The organism is Acinetobacter nematophilus, from assembly GCF_026344175.1.
In the GTDB taxonomy this organism is placed as follows: domain Bacteria; phylum Pseudomonadota; class Gammaproteobacteria; order Pseudomonadales; family Moraxellaceae; genus Acinetobacter; species Acinetobacter nematophilus.
Window position 1 is genome coordinate 12,986 of sequence record NZ_JAPKMY010000001.1, and the last position, 26,712, is coordinate 39,697.

The 26,712-nt window shown below is 38.2% G+C and carries 27 protein-coding genes; 10 read left to right on the top strand and 17 right to left on the bottom strand.

What is annotated here, in order from left to right; genetic code table 11:
* Positions 1-50 precede the first annotated feature (50 nt).
* The 5 genes from OSH00_RS00025 to OSH00_RS00045 form a co-directional block, all read right to left on the bottom strand.
* On the bottom strand, positions 51-566 hold the full coding sequence (locus OSH00_RS00025) for a hypothetical protein (RefSeq protein ID WP_266128711.1): 516 nt from the start codon (positions 564-566) through the stop codon (positions 51-53).
* A 3-nt stretch (positions 567-569) separates the two neighbouring features.
* Positions 570-1,379 carry a lysophospholipid acyltransferase family protein gene (locus OSH00_RS00030; protein ID WP_266128712.1) on the bottom strand — a complete coding sequence of 270 codons (810 nt, stop codon included), beginning with the start codon at positions 1,377-1,379 and terminating at the stop codon, positions 570-572.
* A gap of 160 nt (positions 1,380-1,539) precedes the next feature.
* Positions 1,540-2,655, bottom strand: a complete 1,116-nt coding sequence (locus tag OSH00_RS00035) for a beta-ketoacyl-ACP synthase III (protein WP_004831494.1) — start codon at positions 2,653-2,655, stop codon at positions 1,540-1,542.
* Between the two features lie 47 nt (positions 2,656-2,702).
* Positions 2,703-6,578 (bottom strand): ATP-dependent RNA helicase HrpA, encoded by a 3,876-nt coding sequence (gene hrpA, locus OSH00_RS00040; protein ID WP_266128713.1) that lies wholly within the window; start codon positions 6,576-6,578, stop codon positions 2,703-2,705.
* A gap of 83 nt (positions 6,579-6,661) precedes the next feature.
* Positions 6,662-7,096: a hypothetical protein gene (locus OSH00_RS00045; RefSeq protein ID WP_266128714.1), complete on the bottom strand. Its 435-nt coding sequence runs from the start codon at positions 7,094-7,096 to the stop codon at positions 6,662-6,664.
* A gap of 340 nt (positions 7,097-7,436) precedes the next feature.
* Between OSH00_RS00045 and ahpC the strand changes: the two genes are divergently transcribed.
* A complete protein-coding gene (gene ahpC / locus OSH00_RS00050; RefSeq protein WP_004721823.1) occupies positions 7,437-8,000 on the top strand; it encodes an alkyl hydroperoxide reductase subunit C in 564 nt (187 codons plus the stop codon).
* Positions 8,001-8,045: 45 nt separating this feature from the next.
* Here the strand turns inward: ahpC and OSH00_RS00055 are convergent, their stop codons facing one another.
* Both OSH00_RS00055 and OSH00_RS00060 read right to left on the bottom strand, forming a co-directional pair.
* Complete coding sequence (locus OSH00_RS00055) at positions 8,046-8,402, bottom strand: VOC family protein (protein WP_266128715.1); 357 nt, start codon at positions 8,400-8,402, stop codon at positions 8,046-8,048.
* Between the two features lie 93 nt (positions 8,403-8,495).
* Positions 8,496-8,999: an endonuclease V gene (locus OSH00_RS00060; protein ID WP_266128716.1), complete on the bottom strand. Its 504-nt coding sequence runs from the start codon at positions 8,997-8,999 to the stop codon at positions 8,496-8,498.
* A 218-nt stretch (positions 9,000-9,217) separates the two neighbouring features.
* Between OSH00_RS00060 and OSH00_RS00065 the strand changes: the two genes are divergently transcribed.
* Positions 9,218-9,424, top strand: coding sequence for a KTSC domain-containing protein (locus OSH00_RS00065; protein ID WP_004831498.1), 207 nt, complete (start codon positions 9,218-9,220; stop codon positions 9,422-9,424).
* Between the two features lie 63 nt (positions 9,425-9,487).
* Here the strand turns inward: OSH00_RS00065 and OSH00_RS00070 are convergent, their stop codons facing one another.
* The 4 genes from OSH00_RS00070 to OSH00_RS00085 form a co-directional block, all read right to left on the bottom strand.
* Positions 9,488-10,081, bottom strand: a complete 594-nt coding sequence (locus tag OSH00_RS00070; protein WP_266128717.1) for an O-methyltransferase — start codon at positions 10,079-10,081, stop codon at positions 9,488-9,490.
* 143 nt (positions 10,082-10,224) lie between these two features.
* Positions 10,225-10,440: a DUF1653 domain-containing protein gene (locus OSH00_RS00075; protein WP_266129281.1), complete on the bottom strand. Its 216-nt coding sequence runs from the start codon at positions 10,438-10,440 to the stop codon at positions 10,225-10,227.
* Between the two features lie 97 nt (positions 10,441-10,537).
* Positions 10,538-10,894, bottom strand: a complete 357-nt coding sequence (locus OSH00_RS00080; RefSeq protein WP_004721834.1) for a hypothetical protein — start codon at positions 10,892-10,894, stop codon at positions 10,538-10,540.
* A 369-nt stretch (positions 10,895-11,263) separates the two neighbouring features.
* On the bottom strand, positions 11,264-11,674 hold the full coding sequence (locus tag OSH00_RS00085) for a roadblock/LC7 domain-containing protein (RefSeq protein ID WP_266129282.1): 411 nt from the start codon (positions 11,672-11,674) through the stop codon (positions 11,264-11,266).
* A gap of 550 nt (positions 11,675-12,224) precedes the next feature.
* Here OSH00_RS00085 and OSH00_RS00090 point away from each other — a divergent pair.
* From OSH00_RS00090 to OSH00_RS00100, 3 genes are all read left to right on the top strand, one after another.
* Positions 12,225-12,569, top strand: a complete 345-nt coding sequence (locus tag OSH00_RS00090; RefSeq protein WP_266128718.1) for a hypothetical protein — start codon at positions 12,225-12,227, stop codon at positions 12,567-12,569.
* 100 nt (positions 12,570-12,669) lie between these two features.
* Entirely contained in the window at positions 12,670-13,371 is a 702-nt protein-coding gene (locus OSH00_RS00095; RefSeq protein WP_266128719.1) for a VIT1/CCC1 transporter family protein, read from the top strand.
* Between the two features lie 128 nt (positions 13,372-13,499).
* Positions 13,500-14,543 carry an NAD(P)H-dependent flavin oxidoreductase gene (locus tag OSH00_RS00100; protein ID WP_266128720.1) on the top strand — a complete coding sequence of 348 codons (1,044 nt, stop codon included), beginning with the start codon at positions 13,500-13,502 and terminating at the stop codon, positions 14,541-14,543.
* Between the two features lie 52 nt (positions 14,544-14,595).
* On the opposite strand, the gene OSH00_RS00105 is transcribed toward OSH00_RS00100, so the two are convergent.
* Both OSH00_RS00105 and OSH00_RS00110 read right to left on the bottom strand, forming a co-directional pair.
* Positions 14,596-15,105 (bottom strand): DinB family protein, encoded by a 510-nt coding sequence (locus OSH00_RS00105; RefSeq protein WP_266128721.1) that lies wholly within the window; start codon positions 15,103-15,105, stop codon positions 14,596-14,598.
* Positions 15,106-15,895: 790 nt separating this feature from the next.
* A complete protein-coding gene (locus tag OSH00_RS00110; RefSeq protein ID WP_266128722.1) occupies positions 15,896-17,317 on the bottom strand; it encodes an aspartate ammonia-lyase in 1,422 nt (473 codons plus the stop codon).
* Between the two features lie 142 nt (positions 17,318-17,459).
* Between OSH00_RS00110 and OSH00_RS00115 the strand changes: the two genes are divergently transcribed.
* Positions 17,460-18,335: a LysR substrate-binding domain-containing protein gene (locus OSH00_RS00115; protein ID WP_266128723.1), complete on the top strand. Its 876-nt coding sequence runs from the start codon at positions 17,460-17,462 to the stop codon at positions 18,333-18,335.
* A 24-nt stretch (positions 18,336-18,359) separates the two neighbouring features.
* On the opposite strand, the gene dusB is transcribed toward OSH00_RS00115, so the two are convergent.
* Positions 18,360-19,382: a tRNA dihydrouridine synthase DusB gene (dusB, locus tag OSH00_RS00120; RefSeq protein WP_266128724.1), complete on the bottom strand. Its 1,023-nt coding sequence runs from the start codon at positions 19,380-19,382 to the stop codon at positions 18,360-18,362.
* Positions 19,383-19,465: 83 nt separating this feature from the next.
* Between dusB and OSH00_RS00125 the strand changes: the two genes are divergently transcribed.
* Genes OSH00_RS00125 through OSH00_RS00135 form a run of 3 tightly spaced genes read left to right on the top strand, consistent with a single transcriptional unit; the run spans position 19,466 to position 21,838 of the window.
* On the top strand, positions 19,466-20,674 hold the full coding sequence (locus tag OSH00_RS00125) for a DUF1615 domain-containing protein (RefSeq protein WP_196077219.1): 1,209 nt from the start codon (positions 19,466-19,468) through the stop codon (positions 20,672-20,674).
* A complete protein-coding gene (locus OSH00_RS00130; protein ID WP_266128725.1) occupies positions 20,641-21,288 on the top strand; it encodes an HAD-IB family phosphatase in 648 nt (215 codons plus the stop codon). Before OSH00_RS00125 ends, OSH00_RS00130 begins: the two co-directional genes overlap by 34 nt.
* 28 nt (positions 21,289-21,316) lie before the next feature.
* The gene (locus tag OSH00_RS00135; protein ID WP_266128726.1) at positions 21,317-21,838 is read left to right on the top strand and encodes a hypothetical protein; all 522 of its coding nucleotides are present in this window, start codon (positions 21,317-21,319) and stop codon (positions 21,836-21,838) included.
* A gap of 42 nt (positions 21,839-21,880) precedes the next feature.
* Here the strand turns inward: OSH00_RS00135 and proB are convergent, their stop codons facing one another.
* Both proB and cgtA read right to left on the bottom strand, forming a co-directional pair.
* Positions 21,881-23,014, bottom strand: coding sequence for a glutamate 5-kinase (gene proB, locus OSH00_RS00140; protein WP_266128727.1), 1,134 nt, complete (start codon positions 23,012-23,014; stop codon positions 21,881-21,883).
* 58 nt (positions 23,015-23,072) lie between these two features.
* Positions 23,073-24,287 (bottom strand): Obg family GTPase CgtA, encoded by a 1,215-nt coding sequence (gene cgtA, locus OSH00_RS00145; protein WP_196077215.1) that lies wholly within the window; start codon positions 24,285-24,287, stop codon positions 23,073-23,075.
* A gap of 297 nt (positions 24,288-24,584) precedes the next feature.
* On the opposite strand from cgtA, the gene prfH reads away from it, so the two are divergent.
* Positions 24,585-25,178, top strand: a complete 594-nt coding sequence (prfH, locus tag OSH00_RS00150) for a peptide chain release factor H (RefSeq protein WP_266128728.1) — start codon at positions 24,585-24,587, stop codon at positions 25,176-25,178.
* A gap of 163 nt (positions 25,179-25,341) precedes the next feature.
* Here prfH and OSH00_RS00155 read toward each other — a convergent pair whose 3' ends face one another.
* Positions 25,342-26,688, bottom strand: coding sequence for a dicarboxylate/amino acid:cation symporter (locus OSH00_RS00155; RefSeq protein WP_266128729.1), 1,347 nt, complete (start codon positions 26,686-26,688; stop codon positions 25,342-25,344).
* Positions 26,689-26,712: the final 24 nt, after the last annotated feature.

Here is a 26,712-nt window from a genome sequence, read left to right on the forward strand (position 1 = left end):
TTTGTTTCCTTGATGAATTCAATATTCAACTTGATGAATGCCTGTCTTATTTATTGGTAATTAAATGGATAGTTTGAAAAAAGTGCAATATCTATTTGTTTTACTGCCTGCTCAAATTGAGCAAATTCATTATCAGTCATTGATTCATCCATATAATTTTCAAATTCTTGCAGCAACACTGCAAATTGTAAAAATTGAAAAAAATTAATCTGCATGGACTGAAGTGAATGGCGATTTAGCGCATCAGTAAAGCCCAAATCATGATCATAAAAGAGCACTTCTAAAGACTGCCGATCAAGAAACCATTCATCACCCTGCCCACTTCGCCCTATTGTCCATACTCGCCTAGATAGTTCTGGGAAATTGAGTGCTAAGTATTGATTTTCCTTGACTGTATTTTCGTACCCAAACAGATAAATATCTGCTGTAATTTCAGAATCAGTGCATGTTTTTAGAAATTTGATATAGTTAATATCTTTAGGCAAGAAACTAACATCTCGCATTATTTGTCGACGCGGATTCAATTGTTTAAATAAATCATTTAAATTGTTTTGAAGTTCAAACATAGGTTAATCCCAACCTGTGTGTTTAGCATCTGTATGTTTGAAGTCTACATCTTCTGACCGATACAGCTTTAATGCTTCAATTTCAGAATAAATCAGCTGCTGTAACTGATCTCTAAATAGAATCATATCATCCATTGTTTTAATCTGATCAGTCGCTAAACGTGGCATAAATTTAAAATAAAATGGAATTCGTTTAGGAATAAGATGCTTTGGAATTGAGGGAATCACTTCACCGTGTCGAAGAAAACGATCAATTTTGGGATTAGCCAAGATTTTGTTAAACCATTTTTGTTGAAGTAAAACGTTGACATCAAAACCCAAATCAAAAACTTCATCCCCGCCTAAAGCCACAAAAGGTGCAATTTCATAGCCAAATTCTTGGGCTAACTTTAGAAAACCGAAACGCTGCTTCCAAATCAATTGATAAGCCTCGCCTTTGCGCTTAATGACTTCTCGCCCGCCACCTGGGAAAACCAGAATAGAGTATCCCTGGCGCATGGCTGCTTTGGCATATTCCTGAATACCATCGATGCCGCCAACCCGCTTTACGACTTCTTTCCACACTGGGATATGAAAGTGCATATGATCAGCTAAACTCACCACCGCAATCTTATGTTCTGTAAATAAATAGTCGATCAGAATAGGAGAATCAAGCACACCGTAAATGGTGTGGTTTCCTACATACATAGCGGGTTTATGGGCTACAAGGTTTTCAGCGCCTAAAAATGTTGGGCGAAAATAAAAGCGCTGTAAACTGCTGATCAATCGGATCAGTTTGGCATTGTGTCGTATTGTTAAAGTTTTATCCGTCATGTTGTATCTCTACAAACTGATTTTCAACATTTTTGGTCTGCCGCTTGTGAAATTTAAAAATTTTTTAAACAGGCTTTTAGCATCCTTAAATTGATTTAAATGTTGGGAAATCACTCCCTCTTAAAAAGAAGGAGTGAACTGTTATTTTTACAACAGTGATTTAAGCAACATGCTTTTGAACAAGGATTGAACCTACAGAATAGCCTGCCCCGAATGAACAGAGCACACCATATTCACCATCATTGACCTGATCCGCGGTACGATGCAATGCGATAATCACGCCTGCCGAAGAGGTATTGGCAAACTCGTCCAAAATAATTGGGACTAATTCAGGATCAGCTTCTGCAACTTCACGCCCAACAATCAGCTTGAGGATCAATTCATTCATATTGGCATTGGCTTGATGCAACCAGAAACGTTTAACATTTTCAGGTTGAATACTGTTCTTTTCCAATTGCGTAGAAATGATTTTTGCGACCAGCGGACAAACTTCTTTAAAGACTTTACGTCCATCCTGACGGAATTGTTTATCGTCACGAGAGGTTAATTCGGAGCCGTTTAGAAAACCAAAGTTATTACGAATATTATTTGAGAACTGGGTAAATAAATGCGTATCTACGATTTCAAAACCAGTTTTGGTTTCTGTTTCTTCAATAATCGAAGCTGTTGCCACATCACCAAAGATAAAATGGCAGTCACGTGAACGGTAATCTGTATGGCCAGATGTAATTTCAACATTCACCAATAACACACGGCGAGCACCAGTTTTAACAGCATCATAAGCTTGTTTTAAACCAAAAGTCGCTGCTGAACATGCCACATTCATGTCATAGGCATAGCCTTGGATACCCAATGCAGTCTGTATTTCAATGGCTACAGCAGGATAAGCACGCTGTAAGTTTGAACAAGCAAGAATTACAACATCAATATCTTCCGCTGTCACGCCAGCATTTTCCATCGCTTGTTTTGCTGCGATTACGCCCCATTCTGCCTGAATCGAAAGTTCCTCATCAGAACGTTCCTCAAGACGTGGTCTTAAACGGTTAATGTCCAGTACACCAGATTTCTCAATCACATAACGGCGTTTAACCCCGGATGCTTTTTCAATAAAATCTGCACTTGAACCACGACGTGCAACAACCTCACCTGCTTCAATTTTTTCAGCATTTTCAGTGTTAAATTGTTCCACATAAGCATTTAAACAATCCACCAATTCTTCATTGGTGATCACTTCTTCAGGATGGTACAAGCCTGTACCAGTAATACGGATGCCCATGTAAAACTCCTTTTCTCAATTCACAAATATTTCAAATTATTTCTATTCTAACCGATTCCTAGCTTTTCCCATACCTTTTGTATTCGAGTCGAAGATATCGGCATTTTGGTTTTCATCGGCTGTGAGAATAAGGAGATCCGTAGCTCCTCAACCATGAAATACACTTCTTTTACACGCACATCGGATTTAAACTTAAACAGTTTATCCATCCAAGGATCAACTTCTTTGATCGCAGCATCATCTCGATTTAGATTATTCGGCAAACGATCTAAACGCAATAACAATGCTTTTAAATAACGCGGATATTCTTGCCAAACATCCAATGATTTTGAATAAACAAAATTGGAAAGATTCATCAAATCCAGTTGATCTTCAATGTCATCCATATTTTTCCCAAAGACATTTTGATCCAACATGAGTAAATTTTGACGAATTTCTTGCCATTGAATATAGATTTCACTGATCAGTTTTAGTGCCTCCTGACCATGCGTTAAGAAGCTTTTCTTGACATCGGCAGTTAACTGAGCAAACTCCTGAGCATTGATCGGCAAATCTTGAATCGCCATTTGCAAAGTCGCATAAACCAACATTTGCTCCAGTTGGGCTTTATCTCCCAATGGTGAGTAAGCCAAAGCCAATGGTTTTGAAATTTGCTTTTTCAGTTGACGGATCAAGTCACCTAACTGCATATGAATCAATCGAATCACACCTTCGCGATGCTGCTTAATGGCTTCATTTTGATCATTAAAAGTCTGGATCACAATCCCGGATTCATCTTTGCTGTCTAATTGTGCAAAGTCTTTAGTGGGTACCAATGCTTGATATTGTTTAACAACAACACCCGTAACTTTTTGAGAGGCCTCAAAAACAAAATTTTCAGGGAAGACGGTAAATTCACCTTTCAATTGTTTTACGGGACTATGTGTTTCTGTACGGCAACGTGCTTTAAGTTCTGCAAGGTCACGTCCCTGTTCCAATACACGTCCTTTTTCGTCAAGAACTTTAACAAAAGGAATCAGATAAGGTTCTATACGCTCAAAAGAAAAATCTTTGCGCGTAATCTGTTCGCCTCGTAATTGAAATGCCAAGAAATCAAAAATATGACCACGTAAATGTTGAGCATCTACTGCTTTCATCAACTTTTGCGCTGTGTCGGGAATCGGCACTAAATTACGACGTTTATCTTTAGGGAGTGCTTTGAGTAAGGCTTCTATCAATTCTAAACGCCATCCAGGGATTCCCCACGACCAGATATTTTCATCGACTTGTGCTAAGGCCTGTACTGGAATTTTTACTGTCGCCCCATCTTCATCATGGCTTGGATCGAAACGATAACTGGCCGCCAATCGCAATTGCCCATTGTGCAAATAATCAGGAAATTGCTGCGTAGTCGGCCGATCTGTCATCCATAAATCATCATCATCTACAAACAGATAACGAGGATTTTTAGGTTCTACTGTCGCCCGCCAGTCTTCAAAACTGCGACGACTTGCAATTTCAGCAGGAACCTTGGCTGCATAAAACTGGTAGATTGTTTCTTCATCAACCACCAAATCACGACGTCTTAATTTATCTTCAACCCGTTCAACTTCTTCAAGTTTCAATAAATTATGTTTTAGAAATGGCGGTGTAATCCCTAAATTTCCTGTCGTTAATGCATCTCTTAAAAAAATTTCATGTGCAGCAGGCTGATCGACCTTTTCATAATTGGTTGCCCGCTTCGGCTCTATAATTAAGCCAAATAATGAAATCTGATCATAGGCATTGACGACACCAGGTTTTTTCGCCCAATGCGGCTCAAAATAATGATGTTTTAATAAATTTGGTGCAGCCAAGAGGATCCACTCGGGTTCTATTTTTGCCAAAGTGCGCAGATAAACCTGAGAGGTTTCCACCATTTCAAATGCCATGACCCAAGGTGTATTGGTTTTATGCAATGTCGATGCAGGAAAAATCCGTGCTTTTTGCTGGCGTACTGCCATGAAAATATTGCGTTCATCTGTTTTATTGGCAATAAAAGACAATAGCCCAGTTAACAGTGCACGGTGCAAATTTTCATAACTGGCTTTTTTCTCATTAAAAGACAGCTTTAAGCCCTGCGCTAAATCAAGCAATTGTTCATGGGTTTTTTTCCACTCACGCAAACGCAACCAACTGAGAAAATGCTGCTTGGCAAAATTACGACGTTTGTTCTCGCTTAAAGTCTCCCGATTTTCACTCAAGGTATTCCATAATTTCAGATAAAATAAAAAATCTGAATCTGCTTCTTTAAACAGTGCATGCTTTTGATCGGCTTGCATCTGTTTATCCGCAGGACGCTCTCGAGGATCTTGTACAGCAAGAGCTGCAACGATAATTAACACTTCACGAAGTACACCAAAGTGAGCCCCGCCCAAAATCATTCTCGCCAAACGTGGATCAATTGGCATTTTTGCCATTTGCAGACCAATTTTGGTCAGCTCACTGCGAGTAGAACTACTGGCTTGCGGCTGTTCCTGAATAGCCCCCAATTCAATCAACAGCTTTCGACCGTCGTTAATCAAACGATGATCGGGTGGCTCAATAAAATCAAAATCTTCAACTGCACCCAAGCCCAGACTTTGCATCTGCAAAATAACCGATGCTAAATTGGTGCGTTTAATTTCTGGCTCGGTAAATTCAGGACGACTTTGAAAATCATCCTCACTATAAAGGCGAATACACACACCCGGTGCAATACGACCACAACGCCCTTTTCGCTGATTCGCAGCTGCTTGTGAAATTGCCTCAATCGGTAAGCGTTGTACCCGAGAACGATAGTTATAGCGGGATATACGTGCAAATCCACTGTCAATCACATAACGGATATTGGGGACCGTCAAAGCAGTTTCAGCCACGTTTGTGGCAATAATAATTCTTCGCCCACCGCCTGAAGGATTAAAGATTTTCTGCTGTTCAGCTAGCGCCAGTCGCGCATACAAGGGTAAAATCTGGGTGTGTTTCGGACCAAACTTCTGCAAGGTTTCCTGTAGTTCACGAATCTCTTGTTCAGTACTTGAAAAAATCAGAATATCTGCATGCTCAGGATGCCCTTTAGCTTCTGCATCTTTTAAACATTCCTCCACGGCTTGCACAACAGCACGCGGTAAGTTTTCTTCAAAATCATCGAAATCATCGTCATCACTGCCACCAATCGTCAGTTCTGAAATTGGACGATAACGCAATTCTACGGGAAAGCTACGTCCTTCAACTTCAAAAATAGGCGCCCCATTAAAGTAATCACTAAATCGGTTGACGTCTAAAGTTGCAGAGGTGATGATGATTTTCAAATCAGGACGCTTTTTCACCAACTGTTTTAGATAGCCCATGATGAAATCAATATTCAATGAACGCTCATGCGCTTCATCGATAATGATCGTGTCATATTTATTTAAATAACGGTCATTCGACAGTTCAGCCAACAAAATACCGTCCGTCATCAAACGAACAATTGAATCATTGGAACCTTGTTCATTAAAACGGACTTTAAAGCCAATGGACTCACCCAGTTTCTCGCCAACTTCTTCTGCGATCCGCTGTGAGACGCTTCGCGCTGCAAGACGACGAGGTTGCGTATGTCCAATCATTCCTGTTAAACCACGACCTGCAAGCATCGCAATTTGTGGTAACTGAGTGGTTTTACCAGAACCCGTTTCCCCTGCCACAATAATGACCTGATGTTTTTGAATCGCATCAATCAATTGATCTGCATACTGAGTAACAGGTAAATCTTGATTAAGTTTAATCGTCGGTAGACTGGCGAATCTCTTTTTAACTTGCTGATTCGATTTCTCAAAAAGTTCTTGAAATTTTTCTGGATCAGCATCTTTTCCTTTTTTCAGTCGGCTTAAACGATGGCGATCGCGAACCATAACCCATTGATCGACATTTAACTGATTTGGCACAGATGCTTTATCCTAATACTTAAAATTGAACAGAATATTTTACGCGGTAATGCGCAGCAGAGATAGTCTCTTGAAAAATGAAATCATATTGGTCTGACATAAATCAGGCTTAAAATCAAAAAAAGTAACCATGTAATCACCCCAATGATCCACAATGGCTGATGGCAAAACACGATACTGTCGTAAATAATTTTCGAAAATGGTGCTGTTTCAAGCATCGATAAAACAATGAGGAATATTAAAAAATAGACCGCTAAAAATAAAATATACCAAAAACGTCGATACGACAGCAATAAAGGTAAACATAAAAACAGTCCGACAATGCCAGAAAACTGAATCATTTCAGGATCATCCGCAGAAGTGCCGTGCAACTCGCTAAAATAAGTCACCTGAAGTGGGCGAATATATTCATATAAACATAGATTGTTTTCAGAACCTGCCATAATCAACATACACAATGATGCGACAGCCAAACACAATACAGCAATAACACGCAGAATTTGATCAATATACGTCATTAAAATGTGATGGATTTAAGCGTCAAACGATCTTAGCAGAACAATTTCTATACATTGAAATATTTTTTATATCTTTTTTAAAAAATCACCCTTGAAATATAGCTACAGAAGCATCATGTTTGTTACAGATTTAAAAAGGATGGTTTTGTCATTCAAACATCATCTTTATTTGCTTTAGTTGATGGAACAATGACTGAACAATTGTCTTTGGTGAAATGTATCTGGAGCATGCTAATTTGATTTTCCGATCTTAGCCATAAAAAAATACTATTTCACCAATAACCTAAAATTCATTATTCTAGTTACATATTAGATAAACACCTCAATCATGGAGATAATGATGAGCTTAATTAATACTGAAGTTAAACCTTTTAAAGCACAAGCGTTCCAAAACGGTCAATTCATTGAAGTTACAGAAGCTGATCTTAAAGGTAAATGGTCTGTAGTTTTCTTCTATCCAGCCGATTTCACTTTCGTTTGTCCAACTGAGCTAGGTGATCTTGCTGATAACTATGCTGAATTCAAAAAATTAGGCGTTGAAATCTATTCAGTTTCTACAGACACTCACTTCACGCACAAAGCTTGGCACGATTCTTCTGAAGAAATCAAAAAAATCGAATACGTAATGGTTGGCGATCCAACTTGGGTACTTGCTAAAAACTTTGAAGTTTTAATCGAATCTGCTGGTCTTGCTGACCGTGGTACTTTCGTGATCGATCCTGAAGGTAAAATCCAAATCATCGAAATCAATGCTGGTGGTATTGGTCGTGATGCTTCTGAACTTCTTCGTAAAGTTAAAGCAGCTCAATATGTTCACGGTCACCCTGGTGAAGTTTGCCCTGCTAAATGGAAAGAAGGCGATGCAACACTTGCTCCTTCTATCGACTTAGTTGGTAAAATCTAATATTCAATTAGATTAGACTAAAAAACCACGCTAAAGCGTGGTTTTTTAATGCGACCAAATGGCAAGCTCATAATCATCCAAATCCTTAAAATGAAAGCGGCGTCCACCTGGAAAGCTAAAAATTTCTTGTACAATCGTTCCACCTGCATCTTTTACACACTGTAAACTATGTTCGAGTTGCTCGGTATATAAAACAATCAATGCACCACCTGCACTGTGAACATGATCAGCTTGGGCGAAACCACCTTTAATCGCACCAGAATCGAATTCACAATAAGCCGGACCAAAGTCAGTGAATGTCCAACCCAAGGATTGATAAAATGTTTTGGATTGCTGAATATCTTTGACATTGAATTCAATATAATTAATTGCAATTTTGTATTCATCCGATGGCTGGTTCATTTTCATTTATCCTGTTTGTTTATCACAATCTAACTCATTTTATGTCAAAATTCTTCAAATAAAGCTGAATTGATTTATTATTAAATCATTCAATTATTGTTGTGAGATTCTGCTTAGGCGGTCGACCTCTTTCAACAACTTCGGTATCCGATATTTTCCATGCATATTTTTCACATATTGCTTGGCAAGTTCAAGCTCAATACCGACCGCAGAAATATAAAGCGGTTGGATGCTTTGCCCGCGTAAAATTTCGCAATTACTTGGCGTACCTTTAAACTGATTTTTAGCCACTCCAATCACGGGAACTTTATGGATTAATGCCTCATACAAATACTGCCCCAAACCCGCTTTCTGTTCATTCCCAAGATAAACATACCCATCGATAATAATCATATCAATCTGCTCTGTAATATGTGCCAATAAAGCCTCAATACAAGGCAATTCACGTTTATAGAACTGCCCAGATTCATAGTCCATGATGTGATCTAAAGAAATCCTGTATCGCTTGAATAAATCAGCCGCATCCCAGGCATCAAATACTCCTCCAGCAACTTGCGCACTCGTTCCACTGTATGCAACATCAATCGCAAGTATCATTACATCCCCTTTGTTTCCGAGATAGAAACAAACATTTTTCAAGTATTCTATTCATGGTATTTGATCTTTTTTTAAATTTTCAGCTTAGGCATAAGCTTATCAGAAAAAACCTCAGCTTTTTTACAAAACCACAATACTTTTCTAAAGATGAATAGACTAATTTCAAATCATACAGAATATTTTTTCTGTAGAACAATCAGAAGTTTAAGGGGTTGCTTATGGGATCAATGATTACCGTGACTTCTTGGAAGTACAATGCTTCTTCACGGTATTTAAAAATTTTTTATAACAATGGTTCTGGTGAACTATACCATCCTGTACCAGAATTTATTTATGACAATTTACTGCGATGTAGTGATAAAACGGCTTTTGTGCATAAGTATTTAGAATATGACGTACATTTTAAACGACTTTCAATTTTATAATTTGTAAAACCATCTGTTTCAGCACAAAGTCAGGGAGAAGTCTCCCTGATACAACACCAGTTACTAATTTTTAAATGTCACAATAAAAAGCCCAGCGCCTACTGATAGTGTGGTTGTCATAAATCGTGGATCTCGCTTTACTTCATCAATAAAACATTTAACCTCAGCCGCATGTGAAATCACATTATCTACAACCAATACGCCTCCATGTTCTTCTATCATATTTTGCAGATACACCCAATAGTTCAAGTAGGCATCACGCTCAGCATCGAGTAATATAAAATCATATTTTTCATGACATTTTTCTAAATAATTTTTTGCATCGCCGACCCAGAAGTCAATAACATGATCTAGTTCAAACTCTTTGGCATAATGTTTTGCTTGCAGTGTTCGCTGCTCATCAATCTCAAGCGTTGTGACCCTTGCACCTGTCACTTGTGCTGCATCAGCCAGCCACAAAGTTGAATATCCTGTTGAAGTACCAATTTCAAGAATCGTTTTAGCCTGTTGAATTCTGACTTGCATAGCCAGAAATAGTGCAGATTCTGGCTCAATGTTACGATATCGTTTGATCCGATCACATTGTGTCGCATCAAACCGGATAAAAGACTGGTATAGCTCATTCAATCGTTGCAAAAATGGGTGACTTAAACTCATATTCAGCACGTCCTCTTTACTATCATTGTTATTATTTCAATTATTTACGTCATTCCAATGACAGTCGATCAGCTTTACAGTATAAATTCTTTAGCATACAAATCACTTTTAACTATACTCCGTCAATCAACTCATTGGCTAAATTAAACGGTATGTAAAAACTCAAATCTTGCTATCGATCGACCATCTTCCAAACTAACCTGTTCGATAAACATTTCATATGGACGAACCCAAATTGAATAATCACCATATAAACATTGATAGACCACCAATTTTTCCCGGGTTTCACTATGATTTGCAACATGCAGCACTTGATACAAATGACCTTTATAATGTCTATAAATTCCGACTTTCAACATAATCATAAAACTGCCAATACGATTATTATGTTATACATGATCTAAATATAAAAAACTCGTCCTAAGACGAGTTTTTTATATACTTTTCAATAATGAATTAAGAAAAATCCAAACCTTTTTCAAATGCTTTCAACTCGTGGCGAGCCATAGCCAAGTTTGATTTAGAGCGGTCTAAAACAAGATAAAGGAATAAATTTTCATTTGAATCTAATGGACGGATCAAATGATATTGCTTACCTAAAGTAATCAAAATATCTTCAATTACATCATCAAGTTTTAAAGCTTTTGCAACTTTACGCTTAGCGCGAACAACTTCAGTATTACCTGCTGCTGCCAACTCCAAGTCCAAGCCTGCACCTGCTGTCGCTAATGAAAGACCGCTTTCGCTGTCTACTAAAGCAGCACAAACGAAACCATCGATATCTGTTAATTGATCTAGTGTGATACGAGCCATGAGCATCCCCGTTTCTATTTGACATTGTTGTTTGCTTTAGTAATTCAATTTTTATTTTGCTTTACTAAAACACTTTACTATTTAACTAAAGATTATTACCTCTAGCTAACATGGATAAAATTAGTATTCTTCTTGAATACCTATTTTAATTTTATTCGATAATCAATTTTAATTAATTATTTCCTACGCTTATTTTAATAGCATAAAAAATATTAATTATTCAAGCGTAATTTAAAAATAAATTAAACTTTTAATCATTTAAAACTTGCTACAACTTTCAACAATTATCAATAGATTATTTCGATTATTGATAAACATCTCGTTTTATATAAAAAATATAAGTCGCTTAACAATTTTCATAAATCAACGTTAGATATTTTTCATCAGCAATTCTGTTGTCGATTTTACCTCATATAACATTTGCCCTAACAAGATATCTTTGTTGGTCATAGCAACCAAAACCAAAGGATGCTTCGGATGCGGAATAGCTGTGAGCAAAGCCTTTCCATTCTCAGCATCTAAAGTAATTGTTTGGCATCCCACAAGATTAATCTCTGATACAAAAGCTGTAACCATCGCTAAAATTGAGCTACTGACAGCAGCAATTTTTCCTGAATTATTAATGTTTTTCTTGTTGACCAGTGCAATTTCGAAACCATCTGAAGTACAGAGCATTACAAACTCAACACCACTTACAGCATTCAGTAAGTGTCTAATTTGTCTTTCAGCATATTCCACAAAATCATCTGGTACTTTTCGAGATTTGTTTAAATCCAGCATATTTAAGAAAACCCCATAAATTTCCATTTTACCCACGTTTAAAGCACCATTTTGGGGCTTTTGGGGGCGAGTGAATTATTTGATATATTTCACACTTTGGTTTTAATTCTATCTTTTTTTATTGGCTTGTAAATATATTTTTTTACTTTAACTCAGTTTTATTTTGAGAACTGTTTAAATAATATTCTAAACGTATAAATGTCAGATTTATCTCAATAATGTCATTATTGCCCATCTATGGTGCATCATCACAAAACACACATTTTGCGTGCTGAATTTTACTTTATATCTCCACTATCTTGTTGCACTGTCATATTTTATCATTGGATATAATTTTTGAATTAAAAAAACACAATGCATATACTATTTTATGAATAATATATTAAGGTATTGTGAAAATATTATCGCTTGAAGCATGTCTGTTGTTAATTTAAAGCATAACACTTATAAAAACGTTACATTTTATTTTTTGATTTGATTTTTTTTTGTGTTTATATTTATTTCATCCAGCTGCTGGATGCCAAATATTAATTTAAAAAAGGTATACAAGATGAATAAAATTTTACTCGCTTTGGGTCTGACTGCTACGATTGCACTCGTAGGCTGTAATAAAGATAAAGCACCTGAAACAGGAGCAACTACAGGTGAACATGTTGAAAATGCTGTTGATCAAGCTAAACATGATGTAGAAAATGTCACTAAAGATGCGGCTAGTGCAACAGCTCAAGCAGCTGATCATGCTGCCAATGCTACTGCTACGGCTGTAGACCATGCTGCTGACGCGACCGCCCATGCCGCTGATGCAACTGTAGATGCGGCTAAAAATGCAACCGCAACTGCAGCGGGTGCAGTTGAAAAAGGTGCAGCCGATGTGAAAGAAAAAGCTCAACAATAATTTGAATTGAAATAAAAGCTCCTAACATAGGAGCTTTTTTATATTTGTCATATACTTAAATTATAAGTGATTTAACTTTCCTGAATATGGAGTCAGCTTTATGTCTCATTCACATCACCCAGAACAACATTTTATACAACGTACAGGCTGGTTAAGAGCAGCTGTTTTGGGTGCCAATGACGGTATTATTTCAGTGACCAGTTTAGTGATGGGGATGGCAGCAAGTGGAGCATCGAGTCACACGCTACTTATTACCTGTATTGCTGGCTTAATTTCAGGTGCAACTTCAATGGCTGCAGGTGAATATATTTCTGTCAAATCACAATCGGATATTGAAGAGGCGGATTTAAAAGTTGAGGCACGCGAATTAGAAAAAAATCCGCATTTAGAACTTAAAGAACTGACACATATTTACATACAGCGTGGACTAGATCCAGAACTCGCTCATCAGGTTGCTATTCAACTGACTGAAAAAGATGCATTGGAAGCCCATGCCCGTGATGAAATTGGAATCAATGACATAACTGCTGCGAAACCGATCCAAGCTGCTGGTTCTTCTGCGTTATCTTTCTCGATCGGGGCGTTATTCCCCACATTATCAATTTTATTCAGTCCTGAAATTTATTTAGAAAAAGTGGTTTTGGTGGTCGGGATTTTATCTTTGGTCATTTTAGGTGCTTTATCCAGTTATTTTGCCGGAACTTCTATGCTTAAAGGCAGCCTTCGAGTTGCCATTTGGGGCATTATCGCGATGGCTTTCTCCAGTTGGATTGGTTCTCTTTTCCATGTCACTCCAATTTAATATCAACATGTTTCGCCTCAGTTCCACATAAACATGTATTTAAATTATATTTTTAAAATAAATACTGAACATAATTTGCTTATTGCCCTAAGCTTCGGCAAAGTAAATGAAAATTGAGGAGCTAGGAAATGTCTTTATTAGAACAGTTAGGAATAAAACTTCCAATATTGCTTGCCCCTATGGCAGGGGTTTCAACACCACAATTAGCAGCAGAAGTATCCAATCAAGGTGCACTGGGATCGTTGGGACTTGGTGCAAATGATGTTCAAACTGCCCACAAACTCATCAGGGAAACCCAAAATCTAACCCCTCACCCTTTTCAGTTGAACTTCTTCTGTCACGAATCATCGAGCATAGACATACAGTCCAATATGCTCTGGATAGAACACTTAGCGGCTGAATTTGAAAAATTTGGTGCTGTTCCACCCACTGAATTAAAGTGTATTTATCCAAGCTTTAAAGACAACGATGATTTTTTAGATCTATGCTTGGAGACACAGCCAAAAGCCGTGAGTTTTCACTTTGGTATTCCACATGAATATCAAATCCAAAAACTAAAAGATGCTGGTATTCTAACGCTTGTTTCAGCAACCAATCTGACTGAAGCCCTTGTGATCGAAGCAGCAGGGATTGATATTATCATTGCTCAGGGAATTGAAGCAGGTGGACATCGCGGTATTTTTAATGCACAAATCGATGGTGCAATTAAAACCTCCGACCTTGTTCAACTCATCAAAAAACACTGTTCAATCCCTGTGGTTGCAGCGGGGGGAATTATGAATGGTCAGCAGGCAAAAGCCATGCTCAGTCTCGGTGCAGATGCAGTACAAATGGGAACAGCTTTTGTACAATGCAAGTCATCAAATGCCAATACTGCTTACCGCAAAGCGTTATTTGATCATCCTTTAACTCAAATTACCTCCAGTATCTCTGGTCGTCCCGCTCGCGGCATCATCAATCATTGGCAAACTCGCATCGACCAGCCTGATCGTCCAAATGTAGCAGCCTATCCTTATGCTTATGATTTGGCAAAACAACTCAATGCATTGGCAGTACAGAATGGCGATGTTGGCTTTGGTGCATTTTGGGCGGGTAGTAATGTGGCACAAATCCGAGAACTTGAAGCACAGGACCTACTCAATCAATTGGTTGTAGAAATGAATCACGCTTAATTTAAAAGCAGTTACAGAAGTGACGATGTGTCACTTCTGAAGCTTATTCTGGTCAATCTTGTAAATTTTCTTCAACCAACATATAGACCCAATCAAGCTCAGGGCATTGATAACCCAATATCGTCATAGCAGCACTCACTTGCCCTCGATGATGTGTACCATGATTAAAAACGTGAATCAGCGTATCTGTATAAGGCAAGCTTTGCGCATCCCCATTGGCCCTGCAATAGTTTAAATTTCCCGTTAAAAGTGTTTCATCTAAATCATCAATAAAGCTCAACCAATTTAGGCTTTTAGAGTTTAATTCATTTAAAAGCTGAGTTTTATCCTGATGAATGACGGTGTTTAATGGCATAGTTGGAGAGTAATGCTCTTTAAAACGTGAATACCAGAGATAATGTTCCCCTAAAAGTAAATGGTTGAGAGTTCCTGCAATACTTTTAAAGTAAAGTCCGACCTCTTGATTAAAATCTGCATCAGAAACAGTTTTTAAACACTTACAAAGACGTTGGGTTGCCCAAACATTATATTGAGCAAATCGTTTTAAATCATTTTTACCCATTTTTTCAACGACCTTTGCAAGAGTATCAATTGGATCGACTTGATAAAATCCATATTTTTAATCAAAAAGCAGCAAAATCAATATACATTTTTTTGCATATGATTAATCATTTTTTACCCATCGTTCAATCATTTTCCATCAGTTTAGATCATTTTCCTTTTTAACTGATTCAAAAATACACATGTGATTTGTCGTGTCAGCATATCACCCAATACGTGCAGGTTATGACCTGACAGTATTACGGTTGATCAATCCTATACCCCATATTGTGCAGCTCGCTGTTCAACATCACAGGTTTGTCTTCCCTTTTTTCTTTTCAAAGAATGCCATAGGGCAAACCTTCATTTTTTATGGTTGTTCAGGCGTAGCAATTGGGCTCGCAAATCCAATCAAAAATATCTTTAATCATCCTTATTCAATGTGATTTTTGGGAAGATTGATTGCAACAACATTCATACCAACCCAACACTTTGTACTCATCAAAATGCCACAATTTTGATGCTCAGGAGAGTATAAATATGCTGAAAAATTACTTTCGAAAAGAGCGGATCCCCCCTTGAAATGATCGGCTAAAAGAACATTTGCGAATGGCTTAGCAGAATGAGTGATTTGTGTTAATTTTGAGATTTAATTGCTGTTGAACCTCGAATAAAATAATCTTAAATCATTAAACTTTAAAAATAATCTATACCCATATAAATAACACAGCCTCCATTTGGAGGCTGTGTTATTTTAATCAAAAAAGAAACGGAAAGTATTTCCCTGAGAATCAACTAGATTTACAAGGCAATTAAGCTGCATCTTTCTGCTTTGGATGAACCATATTTTGCACAGCAAGCACAGAAGCTAAAACCTCATCAGAAAGCAATTGTTCTGCTCGAATCAACTCTAAAATACTCGCTCCTGTTTCATTGGCTTGTTTAGCAATACGCGTTGTCGTTTCATAACCCAAGTAAGGATTCAACACTGTAATAATGCCAATCGAGTTGTCTACCAAAGCTTGGCAATGTTCTGCATTGGCACGGATATTTTGGATACATTTCTGTTCAAACATACGCATTGCTCTGCCCAGCAAATCAATAGATTCAAACAATTTGAAGGCAATTAACGGTTCCATAGCATTAAGCTGCAATTGACCTGCTTCAGCAGCTAAAGTAATTGCCAAATCATTCGCCATAATTTGATAACAAGCAAGATTCATTGCCTCTGGAATTACGGGATTCACTTTACCCGGCATAATTGAGCTGCCTGGTTGACGTGGTTCTAAATGAATTTCATTTAAACCTGCACGCGGACCACTCGACAACAAACGTAAATCATTAGAGATCTTTGAAAGTTTAGTTGCAGTTCGCTTTAATAAGCTCGATAACAGAACAAAATCGCCCATGTCCGAAGTTGCTTCAATTAAATCAGGCGCACTTGAGATGGTTTTATTGGTAATTTTAGATAAAGCTTGAATCGCAAGAATACGATACTCAACTTCGGTATTAATCCCTGTCCCAATTGCAGTTCCGCCAAGATTCACTACACTTAAAGCATCTGGCATAATTTGATTGATTTTTTTCAAATCGTTTTGCAAAGTATGCGCAAATGCTGCAAATTCTTGCCCCAATGTCATTGGTACAGCATCTTGTAGCTGAGTACGACCCATTTTTAAAATATGGGAAAACTCATTTGATTTGCTTTCAAAGCTTTTGATTAAGCTTTGGAATGGCTGATTCAGTTGGTCTAAGGCAAACAATAAACCAATTTTGATTGCGCTTGGGTAAACATCATTGGTTGACTGCGACATATTCACATCATTATTTGGATGCAAATATATGTATTCCCCTTTTGCATGCCCTAAATACTCTAATCCAATATTCGCCACAACTTCATTGATATTCATATTGGTCGATGTGCCCGCACCGCCTTGAATCATGTCGATTGGAAATTGTTCATGATACAAATCATTGTTCAGTTGCTGGCAAGCATGCTGAATTGCATTATACTTATTTTCTTCGAGCTTATTGAGTTTGAAATTGGCATCTGCACAAGCTGCCTTAACCATTGCAAGTGCTTTAATAAAAACAGGAAAGTGACTTAATTTAGTTGAACTTAAGTTAAAGTTCTCCAGTGCTCTCAGGGTTTGTACGCCATAATAGCAATGAAACGGCACTTCTTTAAGTCCTAGTAAATCCTTTTCAACTCGTGTTTTAATTTCAATGTTCATGTGCAATACAGCTCAATAAAAGAATAAATTTATCTTAGGAAATGCATTGAAAATTGGCTAATGTAAAAAAATATTTATGTATGCATTTTTTGCATATCACTTGCTATAATGGTAAGTGTGTAATGTAGAACGGCTAATCAATATGACCTTAGAAATTCGATGGATAGAAGATCTTTTGGCTTTAGACCAAGAAAAATCCATATCTAAAGCTGCTGCGCTACGCCACGTTACCCAATCCGCCTTTACACGCAGAATACAGAATATTGAAGAATCGCTTGGCTTTCAGATTTTAAAACGATACAGCAAAAGTATTGATTTCACGGATGCCGGGCAAGTCTTGCTTTCAACATCTAAAAACATCAAAAACCAAATGAACACCACCATCAACTATTTAGAAAAAAATATTAAAGACAATGAATTGTCGATTAAGTTTGCGGTATCCCACTCTCTGATTACTCAATTTTTCCCCAAATTTATTCAAAAACTGTATAGCAATTATGATGATTTAAAATTAGAAATTATCGCTTCCAATTTGCAACAAGGACTTTATTTACTCAAAGAGGGCTCTTGTGATTTTTTAATTTGCTACTGTGATCAAATTACTTTACAACAACTAGACCCGAGTATTTTCAAGTATCATAAAATCGTCAAAATGGAAGTGTTACCTGTCACAGCGACGCTCAATCAACAACCCAAATATTCTTTTGCTCAGAACTTCCCTCTCTTGGCCTACAGTAAAAAAGCTTATTTGGGTAAATGCGTTGATAAAGTAATAGAGGGTAAATTAAATTACCGTACCTTGTATGAAACAGACAATGCCAGTGACTTAAAAGCCTTGGCCTTACAAGGTTTGGGTGTAGCATGGCTGCCAAGATTATTGATTGAAGAAGAAATCAATGACAATAAATTAAAAGTTCTAGAGGGTTATAGCTTCTTTCAAGATGTTTATATTGTCCGCAGCCACTTGATTTACTCTGAAAAAGTAAATTTTGTTTGGAATGCCTTGGTGTTAAATTAAGGCTTTCATTCCACCAACTTATGTTTACACATCCAATAAATTAAAGGACTCAACCTGTACATCACTCATCAAGCTTCCTTGATCCAATAAATGATCAAAATACTGTTCTACAACGTTCGCTTGCTCAACCGTACTTTCAACCTTATACATATGCTGACGAAACTCATTGCTTGAATGTAAGCCTTTGGTGTACCAAGCAATATGTTTTCGCGCGATACGGCAACCGGAGTACTCCCCATAAAACTGATAAAGCTCAGACAAATGACCAAGTAAAACATCTTTCACTTCTTGGATATTGGGCGCAGCTAAATGCTCACCGGTTTTTAAATAATGGGCAATTTCGCGAAAAATCCAAGGGCGTCCCTGTGCCGCACGACCAATCATCACGGCATCCGCACCTGTATAATCCAACACATATTTGGCTTTTTCAGGACTATCTATATCACCATTGGCAATCACTGGTATCGAAATCGACTGCTTGACTTCTTTGATCAAGCTATACCGTGCCGTGTTTAAATACATATCTTCACGGGTACGACCATGTAAAGCCAAAGCTGCTATTCCTGCTTCTTCAGCACGCTTTGCCACTCGCAGAATATTTTCCTGACCATTTAAATAGCCCAAACGGGTCTTTAAGGTCACAGGAACATCCACAGCATTGACCACTGCATCTAAAATTCGGGCAACTAAATCTTCATCTTGCAGCAATGCTGAGCCTGCTAATTTATTGCAGACTTTTTTCGCTGGGCAGCCCATATTGATGTCGACAATTTGAGCGCCATTTGAAACTTGGTAACGTGCAGCCTCAGCCAATTGCTCTGGTTCAGAACCTGCAATTTGCGCTGAAATGGGCGCGAGTTCACCATCAAAATTGGCACGATATAAACTTTTTTTGGTCATTCTTAACGTCTGATCAGATGTCATCATTTCGCTGACCGCATGTCCTGCACCAAAGTACTTGCATAGCGTTCTAAACGGACGATCAGTTACCCCTGCCATAGGGGCAACAATTAAATTATTTGACAGTTGATAGGGACCAATATACATATATATTCATACATTTTTAGACCTTCATAGTATACTGCATCTGCCATAGTGGCTCATCATTTTCCGAGTATGTTTTCTGCGATATGAAAAAATTAGTTCGACATCACGCTTTTATTAAATCTTTCAGCGTGTTAGCTCTTTCTTTAAGTTTGGTTGCTTGTGGTAAAGGTTCATGGTTTGCCAATGAAGATGATGAGCAGTTAAAACAGGAACAGATCAAGAAGCTGATTCCAAATCGTGTCAGCCAACGTGACTCTTGGGCGAAAGATATTTACGATATTTCCAACGAATTAAAAATTCCGACCAATAAAGAAAATGTCTGTACCATTATCGCTGTCGTTGACCAAGAATCCAACTTTGTCGCTAATCCTGTTGTGCCGGGTTTAGGCGACAAGGCTGTCAAAGAAGTGACCACTCGACTCAATGAAAAGTTTGAAGAAAAATTGGGTTCAACCATTGGCGGTACGGTCGCATCATACTTTGAAAATGTTTTAAAAAATCAACCATCGCCAGATGATAATTATTTAAAACAGATGAGTCGTGTACGCACAGAAAAAGATTTAGATGTGCTCTACCGTGAAATATTTGATTATATGGCAAAGCATTATCATGTCAGCGCACTCACGGGTGCTGCTAAATTCGTAGGTCAAGATATTGCCGAGAAAATGAACCCAATCACCACTCTTGGGTCGATGCAAGTACATATCAACTACGCCAAAGCACACAAACGCAGTAGTATGAATGTCAATGAATTACGAGATGATCTTTATACTGAGTTTGGTGGTTTGTACTACGGCATTCATCGTTTAATGATGTACCCTGCGGATTATGATAAACCGATCTATCGTTTTGCAGACTACAACTCGGGTATGTACTCGAGTCGAAATGCTGCTTTCCAAAAAATGATTGATAAGCTGACCAAAGCGGATTTAGCACTTGATGGTGACCTGTTGTCTTATGATAAAAATGGTGATCCTCGTCCTGCTATCACAGATACAGAAAAAGCACTGACGGCTTTATTTTCCCAAAATAATATTTTAGTAACACCAAGACAATTACGTAGTGATTTAAAGCAAGAGAAAGAACAAGGTTTTGAAAAAACCCAGACCTATATAGCAGTCTCTAAACTTTATAAAAATCAGACAGGCAAAGAGCCAATATATGCCATAATGCCTGAAGTGATCATTTCCGGACCGAAATTAAGTCGTGACTACAACACAAATTGGTATGCGAGCCGCGTAAACGGACGATATGAAACATGTATGCACCGAGCAAAACGTATAAAAATTTAGCGTTATTTGATTTTGATGGAACCCTGTGTAAAAAAGATAGTTTTACAGGGTTTATTTTCTATGCCTTATCCAAAAGGCATATCGTAAAACAAGGCATCAAAATCTTACCGTGGATTCAAGCCTATTATTTAAATATCTACCCAGCTCATGCAATGCGCATAAAGCTATTTAACGCCATGTTTAAACATGCGGATGCCAATGAGATCTTGGATATAGCGGATGAATACGCTTATCGTCTAATGGGACAATTAGATCCGATTCTTTACCAACAACTGCTCAAACACCAAAATAATGGTGATGATGTCGTTTTGGTTTCTGCCTCTGTCGACATTTACTTAGAGGTTATCTGCCAAATTTTAAAAATAGATTTGATCTGTACCGAGACAGAAATCACAGCGGGGAAATTTACAGGTCATTATGCGACGCCAGACTGTAGTAGCGAACAAAAACGGCTGAGAATTTTAGAAAAATATGATTTAACAGATTATCAAAAAGTCTTCGCTTATGGAAACAGTGAAGAAGATCTCGATATGCTCAATTTAGCTGATTTTAAATATATGGTTGGTAAGGATCAATTTTTACCTGACATAGAAGATGAAAAGAAATCAGCTTGAAATTTAATCATTTAAGTGTGAGCTGATTATGTCTTATATTTATGTCATTACACCATTGATGCAATTCTATCATTATATTCAGCCTGAATTAGAAAAATACAAGATTGAAGTATTGATGGAATATTTTGATGCCAATCATCAGATTCAAATCAATGCCATCACGGCAGAAAATCTACAAACACAACTTTTAAAGTATGGTCATCGAAATCTGGGATTCTATTTTTTAGATAAAGCTCAAAAAATAAATAAAAGCCAAATTTATAATGACGAATATTGTATTTATGCCATTGAAGGCAAAGGTGGAAGAGAAACAGAAGATAACTTAGAAAAAATAACCTTGAGAATGATTTCAAAAACTCCCGATAAAAACATAAAAGGTTTTTTTAATGCCATTAAACGCAAATTAAATCACGATGAGAATTTTGCTCAAGGCATACAAGGTGATTCTCGCTTACACCAACAGCATTATTATTTAAAATCATATGTGGGGAAAAAAGTATTTAAATCAGATTTTTATAATGATAAAGCCCCAGCATTAATACCCAAATAAAAACCCCGCCTAAGCGAGGTATTATGGTTGATGTATTGAAAATCAATAAATCGACATATGGTTACGATGTATCATTTCTAAAGAACGTGCTTCACCTAACACTTGGTAAACCTTGTCAGAAGCCAGACCTTTAACAATTTCAGCAGAACGAGAACTGAAATTGACTCGCCCAACTGCAACTCGATGGCCGTGTTGGTCAACACATTCAACCACATCACCACGATCAAAATGCCCTTCAACGGCTTTTACACCTACTGGCAATAAACTACGATGATTTTCTTTAATCGCTTTTACTGCCCCGTCATCGAGTACCAAACGCCCTGCTGTTTGTAAGTGTGCAGCAAGCCACTGCTGATGCGCCGTTAAACGGTCATCATCAGTGATAAACAATGTCCCCAGTAATTCACCCGCCATTAAACGAGCCAATACATGGTCACTCTCACCACTTGCAATTAGCGTTGGACACCCTGACTTGGCTGCCAAACGAGCAGCACGAACTTTGGTCAGCATACCGCCACGACCAAACTTACCACCACCACCCGCCATATCAAATAAAGTTTCATCCATTGCACGAACGGTATGAAACAATTTTGCATTTGGATTGGAACGTGGGTCTGAATCAAACATCCCCTGCTGATCAGTCAAAATAATCAGCAAGTCTGCATGCACTTGACCTGCAACCATCGCGGCAAGCGTGTCATTGTCACCGAAACGAATTTCGTCCGTCGATACCGTGTCATTTTCATTGATGACAGGAATTACCTTCCAGTCAATTAAATTCTGTAAGGCATCACAAGAATTTAAATAACGACGGCGATCCGCAAGATCATCATGAGTCAACAACACTTGTGCAGTTTGGATCGAATGTTTCTCTAATACGCTTGACCAAGTATGGATTAAGCCCATTTGTCCAATCGCAGCACAAGCCTGCAGACTGGGTAGATCGGTGGGTCGATTCTCTAGCTTCATGCGAACCATCCCTTCAGCCACAGCACCAGAAGACACCAGAATAATCTCATGTCCAGCATTGTGTAGATCTGCAATTTGTTTCGCCCAATGCGAAATTGCATCCAAATCTAAACCTTGCCCATTTGCTGTGAGTAAAGATGATCCGATTTTAACAACGATACGTTTTAAAGCCTTGAGCTGACGTTGCCCATCTACCACTTCTATCATCTTATCCTCGGTCTTTCTTTTCTAAACGGATACCCGAATATTCGGATATCTTTAGAAACTAGCGCACGTAGTACACTTCCATTTCGCCATCGTCACCATCGTCGTCTTCATCGTCATCACCCAAGATACCGGCCAGACGTTGTTGACGGCGCATTTCACGATAGGCTTCTTTTGCAGCAATCGTTTGTTCACGTGTTTCAGCCTCAAGCTGATCACGGAATGCTTTCATTTTCGCTGCATACTCTGGATCTTCTTCTTCCAACTCACGTTGTTGTTCGATTTGATCCATGAGGTAATACACAACAGGTTTTGTTCCTTCTTCAAGCAAGCCTGAAGTTTTGAATACAGGACCATCCCATTGTAATTCTTCAAGAATATGATTACACCACTCTTCTTGAGTATCATCACTTAATTGATCGAGTTTGTTTAAAACAAGTACAATCGGCAATTGAGCCAACGTTGGTGAGAATTTTTTCAATTCTTCCATAATGGCTTTGGCATTATAGGCAGGATCCGAACCATCAATCGGTTGCACATCAATAATATGCAAAAGAATACGAGTTCGTGCCAAATGTTTAAGAAAACGAATACCGAGACCTGCACCTTCAGCAGCGCCTTCAATCAACCCTGGAATGTCCGCCATTACAAATGAACGATGACGATCAGCATCAACCACACCCAAGTTTGGCACCATTGTGGTAAATGGATAATCCGCAACTTTAGGTTTTGCTGCCGAAACAGCACGAATAAAGGTAGATTTACCCGCATTCGGCATTCCCAGCAAGCCCACATCAGCCAGAACTTTAAGCTCTAGACGGATTTCACGGTATTCACCTTTGATCCCATGTGTACATTTACGTGGCGAACGGTTGGTCGATGATTTAAAGTGAGTATTTCCCAAACCGCCATCACCACCATGCGCAACTAAAACTTTTTGACCATCTTCAACCAGGTCACCAATAATATCGCCAGACTCTGTATCTACAATGGTTGTTCCCACAGGAACTTTCAAAACAACTGATTCACCACCACGACCAGCACAGTTTGCGCCAGCACCGTTTTTACCACGTTCAGCGCGAAATTTACGGGTATAACGATAATCGACTAAGGTACTGGTATCGTCGTCAGCTTGAATGTATACGCTGCCACCACGACCACCATCACCACCATCTGGACCACCAAATGGTACAAATTTCTCACGGCGAAAACTGGCTACGCCATTGCCACCGTCGCCAGCCTCTACGGTAATGACTGCTTCATCAACAAAGCGCATGCTGCCAATCCTCTAAAATCTTTAAAACCGCATATTCTGCCATATTTTGAAAAATTTCTCGAATAGTATTATTCAACTGAGCATGTATTTTCATAAACATTTTTTGCAATTTCACCCATAAAACTGAATTTTTACTTATTTTGGTTGTTTTTCATGCAGATAGTTTTTTATAATACAGGGTCTGAAAAACACCTATTTGTGACTTACAAAAAATTATGGTCAAAAATTTATAAATTTGCCTTTTTAAATCAATACTTTTTATTTTGATCAATTATTTGATCTAAAGGATGATCTATATTGCCTATAGTCCAAATCAGTGCTGCGCTTGGACCCGCAGAATGTGAACTTGCAGTTAAATACACTTTGCAAGAAATACAAAAAGAAGCCAAAAAGCAAAAAATTCAACTCGAGGTCATAGAAAGCAATACTTCTGTGCATGGCTATTCATCGGTGATATGTCATCTTGACGATATACATCAAAACTGGCTGAACTCATGGTTGGGAACGATTCAATGGACGTTTCAAAGCCCAGTTCGCCCACATCACAAACATAAAAATTGGTTTGTGGGCATTAGCCAATTTCAAACACCTCAGCAACTTCCTGCTGATGATACGATTGTTTTCCAAGCCTGTCGGGCATCCGGTGCCGGTGGACAACATGTCAACACCACCGACTCCGCTATTCATGCAACCCATATGTCCACTGGAATCAGTGTTAAAGTCATGTCTGAACGCAGTCAACATGCCAATAAACGTTTAGCAAAAGAATTGATTGCATTAAAACTGCAACAACTTATTGAAAATCAACAAGCAGATCATAAGCAAGCACAACATTTACAACATGCGCTGATCGAACGAGGTAATCCAGTTAAAGCGTTCAAAAGAAACTGATGCTAAAAGCCGATTAATGTGTCCGATATTGCGTCACTGGCAAAACATTCTTTGCTCAGTATCTAATTTGAAATTATGTATGTAATAAAAAATCCATCAACACTCATATAAAAAAGGAAGCCTTGGCTTCCTTTAATATTCTTTCCTGGATACTTTTAAAAATTTAAGCATGTGCTTCGGTTTTTTCTTCAAGCATTTTGCGGTCAACTTCTTCTGGATTATTCAAAGCATCATTGAGTTTTTCAACATCAAGCTTACCTACCCATTTAGCAACAACGATGGTTGCCAAAGAGTTCCCAACCAAGTTGGTTAAGGCACGTGCTTCCGACATAAAGCGATCAATTCCCAGGATCAATGCCAGACCAGCGACAGGAATATTGCCCACTGCTGCTAAAGTCGCTGCCATCACAATAAATCCTGAACCTGTCACACCTGCTGCGCCTTTCGATGAAATTAACAATACCGCAAGCAAGGTAATTTCATGCCAGATATCCAATTGTGTGTTGGTTGCCTGTGCAATGAAGATCGCAGCCATTGTCAGATAAATAGACGTTCCATCAAGGTTAAATGAATAACCTGTTGGGATCACCAAACCGACAACAGATTTTTCACAACCTGCAATTTCAAGCTTTTTCAACATTCGAGGCAATACAGATTCAGAAGATGATGTACCCAATACAATCAACAATTCTTCACGAATCATACGGATCATTTTAAGAATACTAAAGCCACAGAAACGGCTGATTGAACCCAAAATAATGAAAATGAACAATAAACAAGTGATATAGAAGCAAAGAATTAATTGGGCAAGTTGTGCCAAGCTACCAATTCCATATTTACCAATGGTAAATGCCATTGCACCAAATGCACCAATAGGCGCAAGTTTCATAATCATATTCACGATGTTAAAGAACACATGCGAAATTTGATCAATCAATCTCAGCACTGGTTTACCCGCATCTCCCAACTTATGCAAAGCAAAGCCAAACAGTAATGCAAATAAAAGAACTTGCAAAATTTCGCCTTCAGCAAATGCCCCAACAACTGTATTGGGAATAATGTGCATAAAGAAATCAACGGTAGACTGTGAGGCTCCAGATTCCACATATTTGCTGATACCAGAGGTATCAAGTGTTGCTGGATCAATATTCATCCCAACACCCGGTTTCGCGATATTGATCACTACCAAACCAATAATCAGGGCAATCGTGGACACAATCTCAAAATACAACAGTGCAATACCACCAGTCTTACCGACCGATTTCATGCTTTCCATACCTGCGATACCACTGACCACGGTACAGAAAATCACAGGTGCAATAATCATTTTAATGAGCTTGATAAAAGCATCACCTAATGGTTTAAGTTGCTCACCCAAACCTGGAATATTTTTTTCTACACCATTGATCAATTGCGTACCACTTGGGAAATAGTGACCCACGATCACACCAAAAATAATGGCAACAATCACTTGAAAATAGAGTGACTTATACAGCGGTTTCTTAGCCATGATAATTACTTCTTTCTATATTTC

Excerpts from the sequence above, each read along its gene's own strand:
- OSH00_RS00025 (WP_266128711.1), bottom strand. The coding sequence starts at position 566 with ATGTTTGAACTTCAAAACAATTTAAATGATTTATTTAAACAATTGAAT.
- OSH00_RS00030 (WP_266128712.1), bottom strand. The coding sequence starts at position 1,379 with ATGACGGATAAAACTTTAACAATACGACACAATGCCAAACTGATCCGA.
- OSH00_RS00035 (WP_004831494.1), bottom strand. The coding sequence starts at position 2,655 with ATGGGCATCCGTATTACTGGTACAGGCTTGTACCATCCTGAAGAAGTG.
- OSH00_RS00045 (WP_266128714.1), bottom strand. The coding sequence starts at position 7,096 with ATGACGTATATTGATCAAATTCTGCGTGTTATTGCTGTATTGTGTTTG.
- ahpC (WP_004721823.1), top strand. The coding sequence starts at position 7,437 with ATGAGCTTAATTAATACTGAAGTTAAACCTTTTAAAGCACAAGCGTTC.
- OSH00_RS00055 (WP_266128715.1), bottom strand. The coding sequence starts at position 8,402 with ATGAACCAGCCATCGGATGAATACAAAATTGCAATTAATTATATTGAA.
- OSH00_RS00060 (WP_266128716.1), bottom strand. The coding sequence starts at position 8,999 with ATGATACTTGCGATTGATGTTGCATACAGTGGAACGAGTGCGCAAGTT.
- OSH00_RS00065 (WP_004831498.1), top strand. The coding sequence starts at position 9,218 with ATGGGATCAATGATTACCGTGACTTCTTGGAAGTACAATGCTTCTTCA.
- OSH00_RS00070 (WP_266128717.1), bottom strand. The coding sequence starts at position 10,081 with ATGAGTTTAAGTCACCCATTTTTGCAACGATTGAATGAGCTATACCAG.
- OSH00_RS00075 (WP_266129281.1), bottom strand. The coding sequence starts at position 10,440 with ATGTTGAAAGTCGGAATTTATAGACATTATAAAGGTCATTTGTATCAA.
- OSH00_RS00080 (WP_004721834.1), bottom strand. The coding sequence starts at position 10,894 with ATGGCTCGTATCACACTAGATCAATTAACAGATATCGATGGTTTCGTT.
- OSH00_RS00085 (WP_266129282.1), bottom strand. The coding sequence starts at position 11,674 with ATGCTGGATTTAAACAAATCTCGAAAAGTACCAGATGATTTTGTGGAA.
- OSH00_RS00090 (WP_266128718.1), top strand. The coding sequence starts at position 12,225 with ATGAATAAAATTTTACTCGCTTTGGGTCTGACTGCTACGATTGCACTC.
- OSH00_RS00095 (WP_266128719.1), top strand. The coding sequence starts at position 12,670 with ATGTCTCATTCACATCACCCAGAACAACATTTTATACAACGTACAGGC.
- OSH00_RS00100 (WP_266128720.1), top strand. The coding sequence starts at position 13,500 with ATGTCTTTATTAGAACAGTTAGGAATAAAACTTCCAATATTGCTTGCC.
- OSH00_RS00105 (WP_266128721.1), bottom strand. The coding sequence starts at position 15,105 with ATGGGTAAAAATGATTTAAAACGATTTGCTCAATATAATGTTTGGGCA.
- OSH00_RS00110 (WP_266128722.1), bottom strand. The coding sequence starts at position 17,317 with ATGAACATTGAAATTAAAACACGAGTTGAAAAGGATTTACTAGGACTT.
- OSH00_RS00115 (WP_266128723.1), top strand. The coding sequence starts at position 17,460 with ATGACCTTAGAAATTCGATGGATAGAAGATCTTTTGGCTTTAGACCAA.
- dusB (WP_266128724.1), bottom strand. The coding sequence starts at position 19,382 with ATGTATATTGGTCCCTATCAACTGTCAAATAATTTAATTGTTGCCCCT.
- OSH00_RS00125 (WP_196077219.1), top strand. The coding sequence starts at position 19,466 with ATGAAAAAATTAGTTCGACATCACGCTTTTATTAAATCTTTCAGCGTG.
- OSH00_RS00130 (WP_266128725.1), top strand. The coding sequence starts at position 20,641 with ATGTATGCACCGAGCAAAACGTATAAAAATTTAGCGTTATTTGATTTT.
- OSH00_RS00135 (WP_266128726.1), top strand. The coding sequence starts at position 21,317 with ATGTCTTATATTTATGTCATTACACCATTGATGCAATTCTATCATTAT.
- proB (WP_266128727.1), bottom strand. The coding sequence starts at position 23,014 with ATGATAGAAGTGGTAGATGGGCAACGTCAGCTCAAGGCTTTAAAACGT.
- cgtA (WP_196077215.1), bottom strand. The coding sequence starts at position 24,287 with ATGCGCTTTGTTGATGAAGCAGTCATTACCGTAGAGGCTGGCGACGGT.
- OSH00_RS00155 (WP_266128729.1), bottom strand. The coding sequence starts at position 26,688 with ATGGCTAAGAAACCGCTGTATAAGTCACTCTATTTTCAAGTGATTGTT.